This window comes from Microbacterium sulfonylureivorans (assembly GCF_003999995.1).
Taxonomy (GTDB): Bacteria; Actinomycetota; Actinomycetes; order Actinomycetales; family Microbacteriaceae; genus Microbacterium; species Microbacterium sulfonylureivorans.
Genome location: NZ_RJAD01000004.1, coordinates 142,640 through 161,386, shown reverse-complemented (window position 1 = coordinate 161,386; position 18,747 = coordinate 142,640). Strand labels below are relative to the sequence as shown.

At 72.5% G+C, this 18,747-nt stretch carries 20 protein-coding genes; 11 read left to right on the top strand and 9 right to left on the bottom strand.

What is annotated here, in order from left to right; translation table 11 throughout:
- Window positions 1–507, bottom strand: a complete 507-nt coding sequence (locus EER34_RS16645) for a nitroreductase family deazaflavin-dependent oxidoreductase (protein ID WP_127476742.1) — start codon at window positions 505–507, stop codon at window positions 1–3.
- An 89-nt stretch (window positions 508–596) separates the two neighbouring features.
- On the opposite strand from EER34_RS16645, the gene EER34_RS16640 reads away from it, so the two are divergent.
- The 3 genes from EER34_RS16640 to EER34_RS16630 are packed head-to-tail and all read left to right on the top strand — an operon-like array spanning window position 597 to window position 3,920.
- Window positions 597–1,262 carry a phosphatase PAP2 family protein gene (locus EER34_RS16640; protein ID WP_127476741.1) on the top strand — a complete coding sequence of 222 codons (666 nt, stop codon included), beginning with the start codon at window positions 597–599 and terminating at the stop codon, window positions 1,260–1,262.
- Window positions 1,263–1,266: 4 nt separating this feature from the next.
- On the top strand, window positions 1,267–3,231 hold the full coding sequence (locus EER34_RS16635; protein ID WP_127476739.1) for a helicase HerA-like domain-containing protein: 1,965 nt from the start codon (window positions 1,267–1,269) through the stop codon (window positions 3,229–3,231).
- A gap of 56 nt (window positions 3,232–3,287) precedes the next feature.
- The gene (locus EER34_RS16630) at window positions 3,288–3,920 is read left to right on the top strand and encodes a DUF305 domain-containing protein (RefSeq protein WP_127476737.1); all 633 of its coding nucleotides are present in this window, start codon (window positions 3,288–3,290) and stop codon (window positions 3,918–3,920) included.
- 55 nt (window positions 3,921–3,975) lie between these two features.
- Here the strand turns inward: EER34_RS16630 and EER34_RS16625 are convergent, their stop codons facing one another.
- Window positions 3,976–4,722: an IclR family transcriptional regulator gene (locus EER34_RS16625; RefSeq protein ID WP_164743600.1), complete on the bottom strand. Its 747-nt coding sequence runs from the start codon at window positions 4,720–4,722 to the stop codon at window positions 3,976–3,978.
- A complete protein-coding gene (locus tag EER34_RS16620; RefSeq protein WP_127476734.1) occupies window positions 4,719–6,158 on the bottom strand; it encodes an APC family permease in 1,440 nt (479 codons plus the stop codon). The genes EER34_RS16625 and EER34_RS16620 overlap by 4 nt, the downstream gene beginning before the upstream one ends.
- A 241-nt stretch (window positions 6,159–6,399) precedes the next feature.
- On the opposite strand from EER34_RS16620, the gene EER34_RS16615 reads away from it, so the two are divergent.
- The 8 genes from EER34_RS16615 to EER34_RS16580 all read left to right on the top strand — a co-directional run bounded on the left by EER34_RS16615 (window position 6,400) and on the right by EER34_RS16580 (window position 14,600).
- Complete coding sequence (locus EER34_RS16615; RefSeq protein WP_127476733.1) at window positions 6,400–7,224, top strand: hypothetical protein; 825 nt, start codon at window positions 6,400–6,402, stop codon at window positions 7,222–7,224.
- Between the two features lie 17 nt (window positions 7,225–7,241).
- Window positions 7,242–9,152: a copper amine oxidase gene (locus EER34_RS16610; RefSeq protein WP_164743599.1), complete on the top strand. Its 1,911-nt coding sequence runs from the start codon at window positions 7,242–7,244 to the stop codon at window positions 9,150–9,152.
- Window positions 9,153–9,229: 77 nt separating this feature from the next.
- On the top strand, window positions 9,230–9,919 hold the full coding sequence (locus EER34_RS16605) for a DUF305 domain-containing protein (RefSeq protein WP_127476730.1): 690 nt from the start codon (window positions 9,230–9,232) through the stop codon (window positions 9,917–9,919).
- On the top strand, window positions 9,916–10,536 hold the full coding sequence (gene lepB / locus EER34_RS16600) for a signal peptidase I (RefSeq protein ID WP_127476728.1): 621 nt from the start codon (window positions 9,916–9,918) through the stop codon (window positions 10,534–10,536). The genes EER34_RS16605 and lepB overlap by 4 nt, the downstream gene beginning before the upstream one ends.
- An 83-nt stretch (window positions 10,537–10,619) precedes the next feature.
- The gene (locus tag EER34_RS16595) at window positions 10,620–13,073 is read left to right on the top strand and encodes an FdhF/YdeP family oxidoreductase (RefSeq protein ID WP_127476726.1); all 2,454 of its coding nucleotides are present in this window, start codon (window positions 10,620–10,622) and stop codon (window positions 13,071–13,073) included.
- Window positions 13,074–13,237: 164 nt separating this feature from the next.
- On the top strand, window positions 13,238–13,717 hold the full coding sequence (locus EER34_RS16590) for a MogA/MoaB family molybdenum cofactor biosynthesis protein (RefSeq protein WP_127476724.1): 480 nt from the start codon (window positions 13,238–13,240) through the stop codon (window positions 13,715–13,717).
- Window positions 13,717–14,145 carry a molybdenum cofactor biosynthesis protein MoaE gene (locus EER34_RS16585; RefSeq protein WP_127476722.1) on the top strand — a complete coding sequence of 143 codons (429 nt, stop codon included), beginning with the start codon at window positions 13,717–13,719 and terminating at the stop codon, window positions 14,143–14,145. The genes EER34_RS16590 and EER34_RS16585 overlap by 1 nt, the downstream gene beginning before the upstream one ends.
- Complete coding sequence (locus EER34_RS16580; protein WP_127476721.1) at window positions 14,145–14,600, top strand: GNAT family N-acetyltransferase; 456 nt, start codon at window positions 14,145–14,147, stop codon at window positions 14,598–14,600. The genes EER34_RS16585 and EER34_RS16580 overlap by 1 nt, the downstream gene beginning before the upstream one ends.
- Window positions 14,601–14,610: 10 nt before the next feature.
- Here the strand turns inward: EER34_RS16580 and EER34_RS16575 are convergent, their stop codons facing one another.
- From EER34_RS16575 to EER34_RS16550, 6 genes are read right to left on the bottom strand one after another with little or no spacing between them, the layout of a single operon-like run.
- Window positions 14,611–14,844 (bottom strand): MoaD/ThiS family protein, encoded by a 234-nt coding sequence (locus EER34_RS16575; RefSeq protein WP_127476719.1) that lies wholly within the window; start codon window positions 14,842–14,844, stop codon window positions 14,611–14,613.
- Window positions 14,844–15,116 (bottom strand): DUF6457 domain-containing protein, encoded by a 273-nt coding sequence (locus EER34_RS16570; protein WP_127476717.1) that lies wholly within the window; start codon window positions 15,114–15,116, stop codon window positions 14,844–14,846. The genes EER34_RS16575 and EER34_RS16570 overlap by 1 nt, the downstream gene beginning before the upstream one ends.
- Complete coding sequence (mobA, locus tag EER34_RS16565; RefSeq protein WP_127476715.1) at window positions 15,113–15,754, bottom strand: molybdenum cofactor guanylyltransferase; 642 nt, start codon at window positions 15,752–15,754, stop codon at window positions 15,113–15,115. Before mobA ends, EER34_RS16570 begins: the two co-directional genes overlap by 4 nt.
- A complete protein-coding gene (gene moaC, locus EER34_RS16560) occupies window positions 15,751–16,233 on the bottom strand; it encodes a cyclic pyranopterin monophosphate synthase MoaC (RefSeq protein WP_127476714.1) in 483 nt (160 codons plus the stop codon). The genes mobA and moaC overlap by 4 nt, the downstream gene beginning before the upstream one ends.
- Window positions 16,230–17,477, bottom strand: a complete 1,248-nt coding sequence (locus EER34_RS16555; RefSeq protein WP_240642461.1) for a molybdopterin molybdotransferase MoeA — start codon at window positions 17,475–17,477, stop codon at window positions 16,230–16,232. Before EER34_RS16555 ends, moaC begins: the two co-directional genes overlap by 4 nt.
- Window positions 17,474–18,634: a HesA/MoeB/ThiF family protein gene (locus EER34_RS16550; protein ID WP_127476712.1), complete on the bottom strand. Its 1,161-nt coding sequence runs from the start codon at window positions 18,632–18,634 to the stop codon at window positions 17,474–17,476. Before EER34_RS16550 ends, EER34_RS16555 begins: the two co-directional genes overlap by 4 nt.
- Window positions 18,635–18,747 lie beyond the last annotated feature (113 nt).

The following is an 18,747-nucleotide window of genomic DNA, read 5'->3' as shown; positions in this document are numbered from 1 at the left end:
TCAGGCGGACGCGCTGTCCGCCCGCACGGGCTGCAGGCGAAACAGGCGCACCGTCCGGCCGGACTGGCGCTCGTAGTTGCGGTAGCCGGGCCATTGCGCCTCGATCCGCGCCCACGTGGCGTCGCGCTCCTCGTCGGGGACGACGCTCGCCCGCACCGGCATCCGGCGCCCGCGCACCGTGATGGCGGCATCCGGATGCGCGAGCAGGTTCGCCGTCCACGCGGGATGCCGCTCCCCGGCGAAGTTGGTGCCGGCGACGATGGCGCGCCCGTGCCCGTCGGGGCAGTACATCAGAGGAGCATCGCGCGGCTCGCCCGACTTCGCGCCGATCGTGTGGAGAACGAGCGAGGGCACGAGCAGCCCGCTCACCTGCACCCGCCCGCCGGACATCCAGGTCACGACGCGCTCGATCGGGGGCAGGAGGAGGGGACCCAGCACCCGGCGGAACAGCCGCGTGCGGGTCAGTGGCGCGACCAGGGTTCGGACGGCATCGAGGACGCGGGGCATGCGCCCATCATCCACCGAACCGCATATCAGCGGGAGACCGACATCGCAACGCGCTGTGTGCGTCTCGCCCCGGCGGGCAGAATGGGGCGATGACGGACGAGCGAACGGCAGGTGTCCGCCCGACGATGGCCTACCTCGCCGTCGGCCTGGTGCTGATCGCGCTGTCCTGCGTGCTCGGGTTCTGGATCTACACCCACGGCGACCCGCCGTTCGCGGTCGACGTGTGGTGGAACGCCGCCGTCGCCGAGATGTGGAGCCCGATCCTCACCGGCTTCTCGAGGGTGATGAACTGGGTGGGCGCGGGATGGTTCGGGATCCTCGTCGTGCCGATCGGGGGCGCGATCCTGCTGATCGTGATGCGCCGCCCGTGGGCGGCCGCGTACTTCCTCGCCGCCGAGGCGGTCTCCGCCGGCGGGGTGCAGGTTCTGAAGCATCTCTTCGGCCGCGTCCGGCCGGAGGACATCATCGTCGTCTCCGACTACGGCTCCTACCCGTCGGGACATGTGGCCAACGCGGCCACGCTGGCGGTGGCCGCCGCCGTGATCTTCCCCCGGCTGTGGGTGATGATCGTCGGCGCGGCGTGGGTCATCCTGATGGCGTTCAGTCGCACGTATCTGCACGCCCATTGGCTGAGCGACACCGTCGGCGGCGCGCTGCTCGGCGCCGGTGCGGCACTGCTCGTCGCGGCTGCGTTCGCCGTTCCGATGGCGCGGGAGCGGGCCGCTGCAGCGGAGAAAGCGGCGTCGCTAGGCTGAGCGCATGACCGCGCCCGAGACGCCCGATCCCGCTGTCGCCGCCGCCGAGGCCGAACTGGCGAGACTCCAGGCCGAAGCCGAGGCGGCCGAGGCGCAGCTGAAGGCGGCGCAGGCGAAGGCCGCTCTCGCCGCCGCTCAGGCCGAAGCCGCCAAGGCCAAGGCGGCCACGAACCCGCCGGCGCAGGAGGCGAACGCCCCGACCGGCGAGGCGAGCCCCGCCACGGCGGCGCCCGGCGGCCGCGAAGCGACCACTCCGGGTGCCGCAGCCGACGAGCAGACCGCCGTGCTATCTGCCGCATCGACGGTCGGCGGCTCCGGAGCGCAGCCGTCCGCGGAGCCGTCGGGCCCGTTGAGCTCGGACGAGATCGCCGCGATCGTGAAGGGCTACTCGTTCGAATCCATCACCCTCGACGTCGGCGCACTCGTCAACGGCGACCCGGTTCCCGACGCGCAGATCCGCATCCCGCTCGGCATGATGAACCGGCACGGCCTGGTGGCCGGGGCGACGGGCACGGGGAAGACGCGCACGCTGCAGGGCCTCGCCGAGCAGCTCGCCGCCAAGGGCGTCCCGGTGTTCGCGGCCGACATCAAGGGCGACCTGTCGGGCGTCGCGACCCCCGGTGAAGGCACCGAGAAGCTGCTGGCCCGCACCCAGGGGATCGGGCAGGACTGGAAGGCCGAGGCATCCGTCACCGAGTACTTCGCCCTCGGCGGGATCGGCAAGGGAGTGCCGGTGCGCGCGACGGTGTCGGGCTTCGGGCCGCTGCTCCTGAGCAAGGTCCTCGGCCTCAACGAGACGCAGGAATCGAGCCTCGGCCTGGTGTTCCACTACGCGGACGCGCAGGGCCTCGCGCTCGTCGATCTGTCCGACCTGCGCGCGGTGCTGACGTACCTGACCGGTGACGAGGGCAAGGCCGAGCTGAAGAACCTCGGCGGCCTGTCGGCGGCGACGGCCGGAGTCATCCTGCGTGAGCTCATCACGTTCGCCGACGACGGCGCAGACGTCTTCTTCGGCGAGCCCGAGTTCGAGGTCACCGACTTCCTGCGGGTCGCGCCCGACGGCCGGGGGATCATCAGCCTCCTCGAGGTGCCCGGCGTCGTCGACAAGCCCGCGCTGTTCTCGACGTTCCTGATGTATCTGCTCGCGGAGCTCTTCGAGCTGCTGCCCGAGGTCGGCGACCCCGAGAAGCCCAAGCTGGTCTTCTTCTTCGACGAGGCGCACCTGCTGTTCAAGGATGCGTCGAAGGACTTCCTCTCGGCGATCGTGCAGACCGTCCGGCTCATCCGCTCCAAGGGCGTGGGCGTCTTCTTCGTGACGCAGACACCGAAGGACGTCCCGTCCGACGTGCTCGCGCAGCTCGGCTCGCGCGTCCAGCACGCCCTGCGCGCCTTCACGCCCGACGACGCCAAGGCTCTGCGGGCGACGGTCGGCACGTACCCGAAGTCGGGCTACGACCTCGAGCGCGTGCTGCAGGAGCTCGGCACGGGTGAGGCGATCGTCACGGTCATGAGCGAGAAGGGCGCGCCCACCCCTGTCGCCTGGACCCGCCTGCGCGCGCCCCAGGGGCTCATGTCGCCCACACCCGATCCGCAGATCGACGCGGCGGTCAAGGCATCCCCTCTCCTCGCGAAGTACGGCACCGCGATCGACCGCGAGTCGGCGCGCGAGATCCTCACCGCGAAGATGCAGGCGGCGGACGACGCGGCCGCGGCCGAGGAGGCCGCGCTCGCGAAGGCCAAGGCCGATGCGGAGCTCGCCAAGCAGAAGGCGGCGATCGACAAGGCGCAGGCCGCTGCCGACAAGAAGGCGCAGCAGGAGTACGAGCGCCTCCTGAAGAAGACGCAGGGGACGACGCGCACGTCACGCAGCGCCCAGAAGTCGCCGATCGAGCAGATCCTGAACTCGAAGTCGACGCAGACTATCCTCGGGGGAGTCATCCGCGGGATCTTCGGGACCGGGCGCCGCTGAACCCGGGCTGCCCGCTCCGCAGGCGGCTGGCGCACTCGATCGGAAGGGTGGTCTCGTTGCGCAGGGCACTCGCCGCCGCCGGCCTCGTCGTGGCGCTCGGCGCAGCGGCGACGGTCGTCGCCCTCGCGGTGACCGCGGGCGCGACGGGTGCGAAGGCGCCGACCGTCCTGGCATCGCCCTCGGGCTCCGGACCGGCCGAGCCCGTCTCGGAGGCCGACTTCTGCTTTGTCGAATCGATGATCTTCTACCGCGTCGAGGCGCGGCGGATGGGCGCGGTGCTCCTCGACGCCGACGGGATCTCGACGGCTGCGCGCGAGGTCGCGACGGACGTCGTGGCGGCGCAGGATGCCGAGATGGCCGACCTGCGGGAGTGGTACGTGGCATGGGCCGCGGCCAAGCCGCTCGAGCGCCCCGACGAGGGGCCGTGCGCGGGTCACGGCGCCCACGCCGACATGCCCGGCGTCCCGACGTGGGCGCAGCGCACCGACCTCGCCGAGGCAGCCGGCGCCGACGCGGAGACGCTCTTCGCCGAGCTGATGCTCGCCCACACCGCTGGCGTGATCGATCTCGCGCAGGACGCGCTCGCCGCGGATCCGCACAGCCTCGTGCGGGAAGCCGCGGAGCAGGCGATCGCGGACGGGCAGCACGACACCGCCGCGTTCGAGGCGCTCGCAGCCCGACCGCGCTGACCTCCGCTCGCCCGCCGAGGCCCTGGCGTCCCGATCCGCGTGCGGACGGGACGGATCACCAACCGCTGAGCGGCTCCACACCCGCGAGGGCCTCGGCGGCGCCGCGCAAGGCGTGCACGTGGCGCGCGGCGACAGACAGTCGCGAGATCGACGTCGAGAGCGTGACCGCGCCGACCGTCTCGGCGCGGTGGTTGCGGACGGGCACTGCGAGGCATCCGCGATCGGGTGACAGCATGGCGACCTGCTCGGTGTAGCCGCGCACGGTGTAGGCATCGGCGATCGCCTGGAGTTCCTCGGCCGAGGGTCGGGCCGTCCAGCGCGGTGCGCGGGGAGCCTCGCGATCGGGGTGGGCGATGAGCCACAGGTGGCCGATGGCCGATCGGGTCGGGTCGCCGAGGAGGGTCGCCGGGTCGGACAGCGGATGCTTCGCATCCTCGTCGAGGATGGTCAGGCCCGCGCTGTGGAACCCGAACAGGTGCACCGCCTCGCCCGTCTCCGCGCGCAGGCGCTCCACCACCGGCGCGTACGCCGGACGACGGTGCGCATCGACGACCGCGGCGAGTTCGAGCACGCGCGCTCCGAGCAGGAAACCCGAGAAGTCCGCCCGCCGGACCAGGTACTCGTCGCGCACGAGGGAGTTCACCACGCGGTAGACCGTGGCGCGGGGGGCGCCCACGGCGCGGGCGATGTCGGCTGCCGTGGAGCCCTCGTCGTGGCGCGCGACCTGCTCGAGGATCTCGAGCGCGAGACCGAGACCCTTCTCGGGCAGTCGGGCGCGGGACGCCGCATCCACTCCGCTCACCGTCCCTCCGCCGGGTCGATGCAGTCCGCGTCGATCGGCCAGTCGTGCACACCCACCCGGGCGGCGAGGCCGGGATGCCGCGTCAGCCGGACCGCTCCGGCGGCGACGACCGCCCCGAGGATCACCGCGGCCCACCACAGACCCGCGGGGTTGTCGGCGGCCGCCGAGACGAGGTAGAACACCAGCACGGCGACGAGGCCGGCCAAGGGCACCGCCGCGAGGACCGCGGAGCGGACGGTGAGCTCGCCGATCCGGGCGAGGAAGACCGGCGCGGCCAGGCAGACCAGGGCATAGGCGAGCACGAATCCGATCGTCGACCCGGGCGACGTCACCATGCGCAGGTCCTGCCGGGACCCTCCGAACGAGTAGACGAGCCCCGGCACCGCGAGCACGAACGACGCCAGCACCACGCCGCCGAGCGCAGGAACTCCCCGCCGCGAGACGCGGCCGAAGATCTCGGGGAGGAGCCCTTCGCGGCTCATCGCGAACGCGAGGCGGGTGGCCGCGTTCGTCATCGCGAGCGCGCAGGCGAGGAACGAGACGGCCACGATGAGATCGACCAGCCACGCGAGGCCGGTGACAGAGGAGAGGGATGCCTGGTCCGGCGCCTCGGCGACGATCGACAGCTGCGCGGCCGTCCCGACGAGCATCACCAGGCCGGTGGCGCCCACGCTCACGAGGATCGCGCGGGGGACTGCCGCGAAGGGCCGTCGAGTCTCGGGGCCGAGGGCGACGCCGCTCTCGAAACCGACGAACCCGATCAGCGAGAAGGCGACGCCGGTCATGATCGCGTCGATCGACGCATGCGACGGATCGGGTGCCAGCAGGCCGAGGTCCCACTCGGTCGCGCTGAGCGCCGCGATCGAGAGCCCCAGCACGGTGAGCACCGCGAACGACTCGATCACGAGCAGCATGCGGGTCGACATCCGCAGACCGCGGGCGATGACCACCGCGATGACGGCGCCGAACAGCACCATCAGTCCGGCGATCATCCACCCGGGAGGCTCGGCGCTCGCCGTGAGGAGCTGCGCCACCCGGCTCGAGCCCGAGCTGAGCGTGTTCATCGCGATCGCGAGATAGCCGATCCCGAGCGCGCTGCCGGCGACGAGGCCGACGTGGGCACCGAGCCCGCGTGCCGCGAACGTGTAGAGAGAGCCGGTGCTCGCCACGCGGCGCGCGAACATGCCGATCACGAGCGCCACCCCGATGACGAGCGTGAGGGTGACGGCGATGTCGAAGAACGCGAGCGACCCACTGCGGGCGTAGAGCGCTCCGGGGTGGATGAGAAGCACTCCGGCGGGCGCGGTCGCAGCGACCGACTGGGCCACGACGTCGACCGTGCGCGCATGACGTCGGCGCAGGCCGGTGAACGGCGAGCTGCCGCCGAGGTCGGACCGGGGCCGACCCTGCCGGATCGCGTCGGCGAGTGCGCTCATGCTTCCTCCTGCTCCGCCGGTGAGGGCGTGCCGCGAGGGTAGCGATGCCGGATTGCGCGGGACGCCGCCGCGTGTTTCGGGCGCGTGTCGCCGACTGAGACCACGGGGCGAGGAGTCGGTCCAGCCGTCTCAACAGGATTTCGCTCGGCGTCCACCCGATCACACAGAGGGGAAACGGCGACGGCGAAGAATCACGACGACGCGGGGCATGCACCGCGACTTCCCCATCGAAAGGAACCCTGTGACTGACACACAGCTCTCGCCAGAGGGAGACTCGCCGCCGCCCTCGCGGCGCCTGGTCAGCCCGCGCGCGCTCGGCGTCGCGTCGGCCGTCGCTGCGGGCGCAGCCGCCGTCGCCCTCGTCTTCGCGACGCAGACCGCCGTGCAGGCGACCTCGTCGCCGCAGAACGCCGCGGCCACCCCGATCGCTGCCGACAGCACCGACGAGGACGCGCCCGAGAAGGCCGAGACGATCGCGCATCCGGCGACGGTCGCCGCCGCCTACGATCAGCTCTCCGGCGCCGAGGTCGAGTACGTCCGCTACCTCGGTGCTCAGGACGCCGCGTTCGCCGCCGGGGGCGACCTGTTCGGTGACACCGGACTCCAGTTCCTCTCGACCGATGTCGCCGACCCGCAGGCGTACACCGACGGTCAGCGCCGCCTGCTGTCGCTCTACTACGACTACGCGACGAACGAGACGGTGAGCATGATCGTCAACGTCACGAAGGGCAAGGTCGAGACCGTCGAGCGTGCGAGCGGCACCCAGCCCGCTCCGACCGACGCCGAGACCGCGCTCGCGTGGGAGCTTCTGCTCGACTCCGACCTGTCGGAGCCGCTCGACCAGGAGTTCGCGACCCTCACCGGCGGTTCGGCGCTCACCCCCGGCTCCGCCGAGGTCGAGCTCACCGCCCACTCGTTCATCACGGATGCCGGATCCTTCGGCGCCGAGTCGTGCGGCGTCGACCGCTGCGTGCAGCTGCTCGCGCAGGTCGACGGGGGTTCGTTCCTGACCACCACCACGTACGTCGTCAACCTGTCCACCAGCACCGTCCTGTCCGTCTCATGACCATGGAGAGAAACCCGATGAAACGCATCCTCAGCGCGGCCACAGCGGTCGCCCTGCTCGCGGGAGGTCTCATCCTCACCGCACCCGTCGCGGCGACGGCGCAGACCGTCACCGAGGCATCCTGCTCCGGCGAGTCGCTCGTCTCGGAGGAGATGGACTCCGGCTCGAGCTGGCAGATGTGCTGGCGGATCGACTCGTACCGAGGACTGGTGCTCGACAAGGTGGCCTACCAGCCGCGCGACGACGCGTCGCCGATCCTCGTGCTCGACTCGATCGCCCTCGCGCAGCTCAACGTGCCGTACGACACCGGCGCCACCGAGTACAACGACGTCACGACCTACCAGGTCGGCGGACGCCGGCTGCAGGCCATCGAGGCCGTCGACTGCCCCGTCGGCGAGGTCCGCACCTCCTGGGTCGACGCGACCCGCGGCGTCATCCCCGCGATCTGCATCGGGGAGGAGGACTCCGGGCTCGCGTACCGCTCGAACATCACCCGCGACGCGCTCTACGCCGCCCAGGGCACCGACCTCGTCCTGCACACGGTCTCGCGGATCGGCTGGTACGAGTACCAGACGCAGTACCGCTTCCACGACGACGGCGAGATCTCGGTGCAGCTCGGCGCGACCGGTGACCTGTCGCCCAACGACTACGTCGACGTCGTCAACCAGGGCTGGCCGATCGCGCCCGGCCAGGAGGACTTCGCCGTCAACCACTACCACTCGGCGTTCTGGCGCGTGGACTTCGGGATCGACAGCGGCTCAGACCTGAAGGTCGAGAAGTTCGCGACCACGCCGACCGGCGAGTACGGCACGACCGGCGACACCGGTCACACGGCGATCCTCGAGACGGCGCTCACCGAGATCACGAACGAGACCAAGACGCTCGGCTCCAACCGCGAGGCATACCGTGTCGTCAACCCCGCGAGCCTGAACGCCGACGGTCACGCGCGCTCGTACGAGATCATCGTGCCTCGCGACCAGGCCTACAACCTGAACCCGGAGACCGACTACGACATCGCGTTCACCAAGGCGAAGTCGGACGAGATCCACGCGAGCCACAACCTGATCCCGTCGAAGGCCGGAGAGATGGTGACCGACTACATCGCCGACGGCGAAACGCTCGAAGACCCGATCGCGTGGGTCAACGTCGGGTTCCACCACATCAACCGGGACGAGGACCAGAGCCCCATGCCGATCCACTGGCAGGGCTTCACCCTCTACCCGCGCGATTTCGCGGCGCAGAATCCGATCATCCCGGAGGGCCGCAAGTGGGTGAACGGCGACATGCGCGGCGTTCCGAACCCGAACATCACGCCGACGCCGACCGCCTCGCCCACCGCCACACCGACGCCGACGACCGAGCCGACGCCCACCTCGGAGCCGACGCCGACCAGCGAGCCGACGCCGACGACAGAGCCGACATCGGAGCCCACGCCCACCGCCGAACCGACCGACGGCGCCACACCGGCGCCCACGACCGACCCGACGGACGACGGCGAGACGCCGCCGGCCAACCCGGTCTCGTTCGGGCAGTCCGAGGTCGCCCCCGGTGCGACGCAGACGGCGACGGCGGCCGGATTCACCCCCGGTGAGACCGTCAGTGCGGTCATGCACTCCGACCCCGTCGACGTCGGCACCTTCGTCGCCGACGAGGACGGCGAGGTGAGCGTCCAGTTCATCGTCCCGGCGGACACGCCGACCGGTGAGCACCGGCTTGTGCTGACCGGCCAGACGTCGTCGATCGTCGCGGAGGGCACCTTCACGGTGGCCGCAGCGTCGCCCGCGGCCGTCCTCGGTGCCCTCGCGTCGACCGGCACCGATGCGAACCGCTGGCTGCTGTCGGGCATCGTGCTCCTCGTCGCCGGCGCCGGCCTCGCGGGCACCTCCTGGTACCTGCGTCGCTCGGCGGGGCTGAAGGCGCACGCCTGACACACCGCGGCCAGGGGGCGGCGTGCTCGCCGCGCCGCCCCCTGGCCACCTCCACCTCCTGACCCGAAAGGACCTCGATGCGCAGTCGTGCTGCAGGAGCCGGAGTCGTCCTCGCCGTCACGGCCGGACTGGCCGGGCTCGCGACGGTGGCGTTCGGCATGACCGCTCCCCGCGACGGCGTGGCGACGACCGCGCCGGTGGCTGCGGCATCCGGTGCGGCGCCGCCCGCGGCGGCGGAGTACCCGTCGGTCGCCGACCACTGCTACATCGAGGGCATGATCCCGCACCACGAGCAGGCGCTCGAACTGAGCCGGCTGGTGCTCGAGGCCGAAGACGTTCGCGAGCGCACCCGGGCGCTCGCCGAGTTCATCGTCGTCGACCAGTCGACGGAGATCGACACGATGCACGCGTGGCAGGATGCCTGGACCCGCGCCATCCCCGTCGACGGCGTGGGAGCCGCCCATGCGGCGCACGACGCGTCTGCCGGCAGCATCCCGACCGGGTGCGGCGACCACGCAGACCATGCGGGGATGAAGGGCATGGCGACCCCTGCGCAGCTCGCCGCCCTCGACGAGGCCGAGGGCGCCGAAGCAGACAGGCTCTTCCTCGAGCTCATGATCGTCCACCACGAAGGGGCGCTCGCGATGGCCACGATCGCGGTCACCGAGGGCTCGAACGCCTTCGTCCGCACGTCGGGCAAGCACGTCCTCGTCGAGCAGGAACGCGAGATCACCGCGATGACCGCGCTGCTCGCCGGGGACCAGTGACCGCGCTGGACGATCGCCCGTCCGCCATCACGGGGAGGGATGCCGCGTCCGCCGTCGCCGATCCTGCTCCGTTCTCCGACGGCGGCGGGACGCGGCATCCGCTCGTCCGCCCACGTCGCCTGCTCGCGCTGGCCGCCGTCGCCGTGCCGGTGCTCGTGGCATCCCTCGCGACGGCGGCACTCGGCGTGGCGACCGTGCGCAACGGGTCGATGACCCCGACGCTGCGCAGCGGAGACACCGTCGTCTACGACCGCTGGACGACGCCGGTGCGAGGCGACATCGTGCTCCTCGTCGACCGCGAGGGGTGGTCGGGCTCGCCGGGCACCGTGCTCGTCAAGCGCATCGTCGGCGTCGCGGGCGACGTCGTCGTCTGCTGCGAGGCCGGCACCGGGCGCCTCGTCGTCAACGACGATCCGGTGGACGAGCCCTTCGTCGACGATGCGCGGCCGGGCGGAAGCACCCCGTTCCGGGTGACGGTGCCCGACGATGCCGTGTGGGTCATGGGCGACAACCGGGAAGCCTCGGCCGACTCTCGCGAGACCGTCTCGGCCCCCGGACACGGCGCGGTCGCCCGCGCCGACCTCCGCGGCACGGTGCGGGCCTGGTGGGCGGGCTGAGTCGCACCGGCCGCATTCTCTGCTGAACCGCTCGCCGAGTCCCCAGCGCCGCCGCGGCGCCGGCGAGAGCCTAGCCTGGAGGCATGGCGACGAAGCCCCCGAAAGCCGACATCGATGAGACGCGCGTCCGCGTCACGAAGCCCAAGAAGGTCGCCGTCGGCGTGCCCGGGGTGCTGCACGCGCTGCAGATCGCGAACGAGCAGATGGGCGTCGCCCGGTCGGTGCAGACCCTCATGCAGGTCAACCAGAAGGACGGCTTCGACTGCCCGGGCTGTGCGTGGCCGGAGGAGGACAAGCGCCACGTCGCGGAGTTCTGCGAGAACGGCGCCAAAGCCGTCGCCGAGGAGGCGACGCTGCGCCGGATCGGGCCGGAGTTCTTCGCGGCGCACTCGATCGACGACCTGCGCGGCCACGACGACTGGTGGCTCGGGCAGCAGGGCAGGCTGACGCATCCGATGATCCTCGACGAGGGCGCCACCCACTACCGCCCGATCTCGTGGGAGGACGCCCTGCGTGAGATCGCCGACGAGATCGCCGCAATCGACGACCCCGACGACACCGTGTTCTACACGTCGGGCCGCACGTCCAACGAGGCGGCCTTCCTCTACCAGCTGCTGGTGCGCGGTGTGGGGACGAACAATCTGCCCGACTGCTCCAACATGTGCCACGAGTCGTCGGGATCGGCGCTCACCGAGACCATCGGGATCGGCAAGGGCACCGTGTCGATCGACGACATCCACGACGCGGACCTGCTGATCGTCGCGGGCCAGAACCCCGGCACGAACCACCCGCGCATGCTGTCGGCGCTCGAGAAGGCCAAGTCGCGCGGCGCGACGATCATCGCCGTGAACCCGCTGCCCGAGGCGGGCCTGATCCGCTTCGACAACCCCCAGACCGTGCGCGGCGTGGCGTTCGGCGGCACGAAGCTCGCCGACCAGTTCGTGCAGATCCGCCTCGGCGGCGACCAGGCGCTGTTCCAGGCGATCGGCAAGCACCTGCTCGAGGCCGAGGCTGCGGGGGGCGGTGTGCTCGATCATGCATTCATCGCGGAGCACACGAGCGGCTTCGAGGCGTACCGGCAGGCGATGGCGGATGCCTCGTGGCGAGATCTCGTCGAAGCCACCGGGCTGCCCGAGAAGGCGCTCCGCCGGGTGGGGGAGGCCGTGCGCACCTCGAAGGCGACGATCGTCTGCTGGGCGATGGGCCTCACCCAGCACAAGCATTCGGTGCCGACGCTGCGCGATGTCGTGAACATGCTGCTGCTGCAGGGCAACATCGGCCGCACCGGTGCCGGGGTGTGCCCGGTGCGCGGCCACTCCAACGTGCAGGGCGACCGAACCGTCGGCATCTACGAGAAGCCGTCGGCCGCGTTCCTCGACGCGCTCGATGCCGAGTTCGGGTTCGCCGCTCCCCGCGAGCACGGCTTCGACACGGTCGAGGCGATCCGCGCCATGCGCGACGGCAGGGTGCGGTTCTTCATGGGGATGGGGGGCAACTTCGTCTCGGCGACGCCCGACACCGCCGTCGTCGAAGCGGCCATGGCGCGCGTCGACCTCTCCGTTCAGGTGTCGACCAAGCTCAACCGCTCCCACGTCGTGACCGGACGCCGTGCGATCATCCTGCCCACGCTCGGCCGCACCGACCGCGACCGGCGCGGCGGCCGCGAGCAGCGCGTCACCGTCGAGGACTCGATGGGCGCCGTGCACTCGTCCCGCGGCCGTCTCGCGCCGCCGTCCGACGAGCTGCTGAGCGAGGTCTCGATCGTCGCGCGCCTGTGCGGGCTGCTGTTCGGGCGAGCGGATGCCCCGGCCCCGGAGACGTCGGCGGCGCCGGTGGATGCCGCCGACGTCGACCGCGGCCAGGTCGAGCGCACGGCGGCCGAGCAAGCGGGCGGCTCCCACCCGGCCGGGGCGCGGCATCCGCTCTCCGCAACGCGGCGTGCGCGCACCGCGCCCCACGCCGACTGGGCCGCTCTCGAGTCCGACTACGCGCTGATCCGCGCGCACATCGAACGGGTGATCCCCGGGTTCGACGACTACGAGGAGCGCATCGACAAGGGTCGCACCCTGCATCTGCCCAACGGGCCGCGGGACGCGCGTCGGTTCGCGACGGCAGACGGCAGGGCGCGGTTCACCACGAATCCGCTCGAGTTCCCCGTGATCCCGCGCGGACGACTGCTGCTGCAGACGCTGCGCTCGCACGACCAGTACAACACCACGATCTACGGCAAGGACGACCGGTACCGGGGCATCCACGGCGGCCGCCGCGTCGTCCTCGTCAACGCGAAGGACATCGCCGAGATGGGCTTCGCCGAGGACGAGATCGTCGATCTGGTCTCCGAGTGGCGCGGTGTCGACGGCATCCTCCAGGAGCGGCGTGCCGAGGCGTTCCGCGTCGTGGCGTACCGCACCCCGCGGGGCAACGCCGCCGCGTACTACCCCGAGACGAACGTGCTCGTGCCGCTCGACTCCGTCGCCGACGTGAGCGGCACGCCGACGTCGAAGTCGGTGGTCGTCCGGCTCGAGCGCCGGGCGTGAGGCGCGACGAAGGCGGGGAGGTGTGCCATGACTCCGCCTGTGCGCCGTCGCGCGTCACACGCGTCCGCGAATTCCCCGCGATGCCCGGCGGGCGTCGACCGGCCAGGCGGAGTAATGACACGCACCCCGCCGGTGACCATGTCGCCGGTGTCTAGGCTGGACCCATGACCCGCGCTGCCGTCATCACGGTCTCCGACCGGTCCGCTGCGGGCGAGCGCGCCGACGAGAGCGGACCGGTCGCGGTCGCCGCGCTGCGCGACGCCGGATTCGACTGCGCCGACGCAGTCGTGGTGCCGGACGGCGCCGACAGCGTCGAGCGGGCGCTGCAGGCCGAGATCATGGCGGGCGTGAAGCTCATCGTCACGTCGGGGGGCACCGGCGTCGGACCCCGCGATGAGACGCCCGAGGGCACCCGCCGGGTCGTCACGCGCGAGGTTCCCGGAATCGCCGAGGAGCTGCGCCGCCGCGGCGCGGCCGAGAAGCCGGCGGGCATGCTCACTCGCGGGGTCGCCGGCGTCGTCGATCCGCACGGGGCCCTCGTCGTGAACCTGCCGGGGTCGCCGAAGGGCGTGGCATCCGGGATGCCGGTGCTGCTCTCCGTCGCGAGCCACATCCTCGATCAGCTCGGCGGGGGCGACCACTGATGTCGGCGGTGCGCCTCGCCGAGATCAGCTCCGAGCCGCTCGACCTCGACGCTCACCTCACGGCGGTCGATGACGCGAGGGCCGGCGCTGTCACGACGTTCGTCGGTCGCGTGCGCGATCACGATCCGGATGCCGCGACCCCCGTCGTGGCGCTCGAGTACTCGGCGCATCCCGACGCCGCGGCGGCTCTGCGCCGCATCGCGGAGGCCGCCGCCGGCGACACCGGCGCGATCGTCGCGGTGTCTCATCGCATCGGCACCCTGGCCGTCGGAGACGCCGCCGTCGTGATCGCGGTGGCCGCGCCGCATCGAGCCGAGGCGTTCGACGTGTGCCGAGCGATCATCGAGACGATCAAGACCGAACTGCCGGTGTGGAAGCGTCAGGTCGAGGCTGACGGCACCGCCACCTGGCTCGGGCTCGGCGGCTGATGCCGGTGCTCGCACTCGCCCGCGTGGAACCGGGCGACCTCCCCGACCTCACCGAGTTCCTGGGGGTCGCGGACCTCACGCTGAGCGGCCTCGACGAGGCGTCGGTGCGCCTCTGGGTCGAACGCGACCGCAGGGGCGCGATCGTCGGCAGCACCGGGTACGAGCTCGCCGGCGAGCATGCGCTGATCCGCAGTGTCGCCGTCGACCCCGCGGTGCGCGGATCCGGACGCGGCACGATGCTCGCACGGTTCGCCCTCGAGGCGGCGGCCTCGGAGGGTGCAACGAGAGGATGGCTGTTCAGCCGCCGTTCCGGCCCGTTCTGGCAGGGCCTGGGGTTCGTCCGCGCCGACCGAGCCGAGCTCGCCGCGGCGCTCGCCGGCACGCATCAGGTCCGCCTCTTCGTGCGCTCGGGCCAACTCGATCGCGAGGTCGCCTGGTCCCGATCCCTTCCCTAGGGTCCGCGACTCAGCCGCCGGCGAACGGCGGAAGCACGTCGACCAGGTCGTCGGGGCCGAGCGGCGTCGCGTCGTCGGCTCTCGATCCTCCGACGAGCACGGCGCAGCGGGGGAGGATCCCTCCCAGCCCGGGGTGCTCGGCGGCCACGGCACGACGCAGGTCGCCCAGGCTGGTCTCTGTGCGGCGCTCGCTGTCGCGGCCGGCGGCCTCCTGCGCGGCGGCGAAGTAGCGGACGACCGGCACTACGGCCGATCCCAGGCCGCGGCGAGGGCGGCGACCGCCTCGAGCGCATCGCGCACGGCGGTCGCATCGCCGCCCGCGCGCCCGGCGGCAAGGCCCGCGACGAACGCGCCGAGCGGTGCGGCCGGGCGGGCGACGCCGTTCGCGACGTCGCGCGTCATGTCGAGCACGGCGGCGACGGGCACGTCGTCGTCGGCGAGGTCGAACCGCTGCCGGAGCGTCGCCGCCCACGCATCGAGGGCCTCGGGCGGAAGGGTGCGGGACTGCTCGGTCATGACGACTCCTCTGCCTGCCGTGCGGCGGCCCGAGTCCGGGCCTCCTCCAGATCCTCCCACGTGTCCACGTCGCGGGTCAGGTCGTCGGGCGCGGGGACGACGGCGATCGCGAGGTCGGCCATCAGGTCGCGCACGGCGCCGTCCCGCCCCGCATCGGGGAGAGCGGATGCCGCGGCCCTCAGGGCGCTCGTGCGGTAGACGCCGGTCAGCCACTGCGGCCGTGACGAGGCATCCCCGAGGCACAGGCCGTCCGTGTCGGAGGGGAGGAGAACGATGTCGGCCACGAGCCGGCGCACCGCGGCGCGCGCGGACGGGAGGTCGCAGGCGAGCAGGATGGTCCACTCGGGGCCGTTCGCCGCGGAGGGCTGTCCGGCCCACGACGCGAGGGCGGTGACGATCGCGGCCGCCGGACCGCCGAACGGCGGGTCCTCGCGCACCCAGTCGACGTCGAGGGCGGGATCGAGGACGGGAGCGACGATCGTGATCGGCCGGGCTCCGGCATCCGTCGCCGCTGTGACGGCCGTGGCGAGAAGGGTGCGACCGTCGACGTCGAACAGCGGCTTCGCTGCGCCGCCGACGCGCGACGCGCGTCCGCCGGCGAGCAGGATCGCGCCGAACGATGAGGCCGCTCCGGTCACCTCACGCCCTCACCGGGACGATGCCAGTCGCCGCTCTTGCCGCCGGTCTTCGCGACGATGCGGACGTTCTCGATGGAGGTGCCCTTGTCGAGCCCCTTCACCATGTCGACGACGGCGAGGGAGGCGACTGACACGGCGGTGAGGGCCTCCATCTCGACCCCCGTGCGGTCGGCGGTGCGGACGGTGGCCTCGACAGAGACCCCGTCGTCCTCCACGGCGACGTCGACGATGGCGCCGTGGACCCCGATGACATGGGCGAGGGGGAGCAGATCGGGCGTGCGCTTCGCGGCCTGGATTCCGGCGATCCGCGCGACGGCGAGCACGTCGCCCTTGGGCACCGTGCCGTCGCGGAGCGCGGCGACGACCTCCGGAGCGCAGCGCACGAAGCCCCGCGCGGTCGCGGAGCGCACCGTGGGCTGCTTCTGGGTGACGTCGACCATGCGCGCGCGGCCGGCGTCGTCGAGGTGCGTGAAGCTCATGAGATCAGCATGACATCGACGAGGTCGCCCGCGTCGACGGAAGACACCTCGGCGGGCACGATGGCGTAGGCCTCGGCGCGTCCGAGTCCGCCGGCGAGGTGCGAGCCGCCGCTCGTGGCAGCCACGACGCGCCACGCGCGCGGGTCGGAGCGGTCGATCGTCACGGGAAGATACTGCGTGCGACCGGGCGGGGTGCGCCACCCGGCTGCGGCGGGCAGGGCGATCACCGGCCGGCCGAGGTCGCTCCGCCCCTGCATGCGCAGCAGCGCGGGCCGCACGAACACCTCGAAGGAGACGGCGGCGCTGACCGGGTTGCCGGGCAGTCCGAAGAGAAGGGTGCCGGATGCCGTCTGCCCGAACCCCTGCGGCTTTCCGGGCTGCATGCGCACCTTCGTGAACGCCATGCTGTCGCCGAGCGTGTTCTTGACGACCTCGTAGGCGCCGGCGCTCACCCCGCCCGTGAACACGACGACGTCGGCGCCGAGCGCCTCGGCGGCGCCGATCGCCTCGCGGGGACCGTCGCCCTCGTCGGAGACGCTCAGCCTGAGGACGACCTCAGCACCGGCGTCCGCGACCAGGGCCGCCAGGAGCTCGCTGTTGGACTCGGGGATCTGGCCGGGTCCGAGCGGGGCGCCGGGCGCGACGAGCTCGGAGCCCGTCGAGACGACCGCGATGCGCGGCATCCGGCTCACGACCACGTCCGGCACTCCGGCGGCCGCGGCGGCGGCGAGCTGCAGGGCGCCGAGAACGCTGCCGGGCACGAGGATCTCTTCGCCCGCGACGACGTCGTCGCCACGGCGCCGGATGTGCGCGCCGTCCGTCCGGGGGGCGCGCAGCACCGAGATCTCGCCGAGCGAGTCGGCGAGGCCGCCGACGGTCTCCTCGAACGGCACGATCGCCGTCGCGGCCGTCGGCACGGGGGAGCCGGTCATGATCCGAGCGGCTTCTCCGGGGGCGAGCGGCGGGTCGAGCGCGGTGCCGGCGGGAAGATCGGCCACGACGCTCAGCCGCACCGGTCTGTCGTCCGACGCCGTCGCCACATCGGCGTATCTCACGGCGAAGCCGTCCATCGCGGAGTTGTCGAACACCGGGATGTCGACCGCCGCGCGCACGGGTTCGCGCAGGGTTCGCCCGCGGGCAGCGGCGAGCGGGGTGCGCACCGGGTCCACCGGTGAGACGGCGCCGAGCACCGTCGCGAGGTGCGCGGCGATGTCGACGAGCTCATCGGAGCCGTTCGGGCTCACGCGTCCACCGTCACGCGGGGCGCGGCATCCCACGCGTCCATGCCGCCGGCGAGGACGGATGCCTCGATCCCGGCGGCGCGCAGCGCGCGGGCGGCACGCTCGGCGCGGACGCCGACCTTGCAGACGACGACGACCGGGCCGGGCCCGGCGAGCGCCGGATCGGCCAGCAGTGCCGCGAGCGGGACCTGCGTGACGCCGGCGAGCACGCCCGCCGCGGTCTCGTGCGGCTCGCGGACGTCGAGCAGGGTCGCGCCGCCGGCCTGCGCCGCGAGCGCGGCGTCGAGGTCGAGGTGCGCGATCGGGTCGGGGTGCGTCGGCAGGGGGTGCGTCGGCACGGCGGTCGGTTCGGGAACAGGCCCACGGGTCGCCGTCTCGGCGGTGGTCGGCGCGGCAGCGCCCTGCAGGAGAACCTCGTCGGTGCGTCCGCGGAGCGCGTCGATCACGAGCACCCGGCCGAGCAGCGGCTCACCCACGCCCGTGAGGAGCTTCACGGTCTCGGTCGCCAGGATCGCGCCGACCTGGAGGCACAGCGGTCCGAGCACCCCGACCTGCTCGCAGGTCGGGACGTCGCCCACGGTCTCGGGGGGATACAGGTCCGACAGCCGCACGGGCGCAGTCCCTGCGGGGGGCGACGACCAGAACACCGTCGCCTGTGCGTGGAACTCCTGCACGACGCCCCACACGAGCGGAACGCCGAGATCCTCGCACGCCGCGGCCACGGCGTCCCGGGTCTCGAACGTGTCGGTGCCGTCGACCACGACGTGCGCGCCCGACAGCAGGTCGCGGGCGTTCTCGCGGGTCAGCCGCGCGCGGATCGCATGCACCACGGTGCGCGGCGACAGGTCGGCGGCCACTCGCACGGCGGAGTCGACCTTGGGCCGTCCGACGTCGGCGACACGATGCATCACCTGTCGCTGGAGATTGGATGCCTCGACCCCGTCGGCGTCGATCACCGTGAGGGCGCCGATGCCGGCCGCCGCCAGAGCGAGCACGGTCGGCGAGCCGAGGCCGCCGGCTCCCACGACCGCGACGTGGGCGGCGGCGAGACGGCGCTGGGCGACCTCGCCGAATCCGGAGAGCGCGGAGTGCCGCGCGGTGCGCACGCGCTCGTCGGCGTCGAGGGCGTCGACGGGCTCCACGAGTGGGGGAAGCGGCATGGGTCCAGGGTATCCGCGCCTCGCGGAGGGTGGCCCGGGCACCGTCACTTGCGGCCGGTTCACCCGCATGTGCGTAGGAATCCTACGTCAGCGCCCGCACATGCGGTGATATC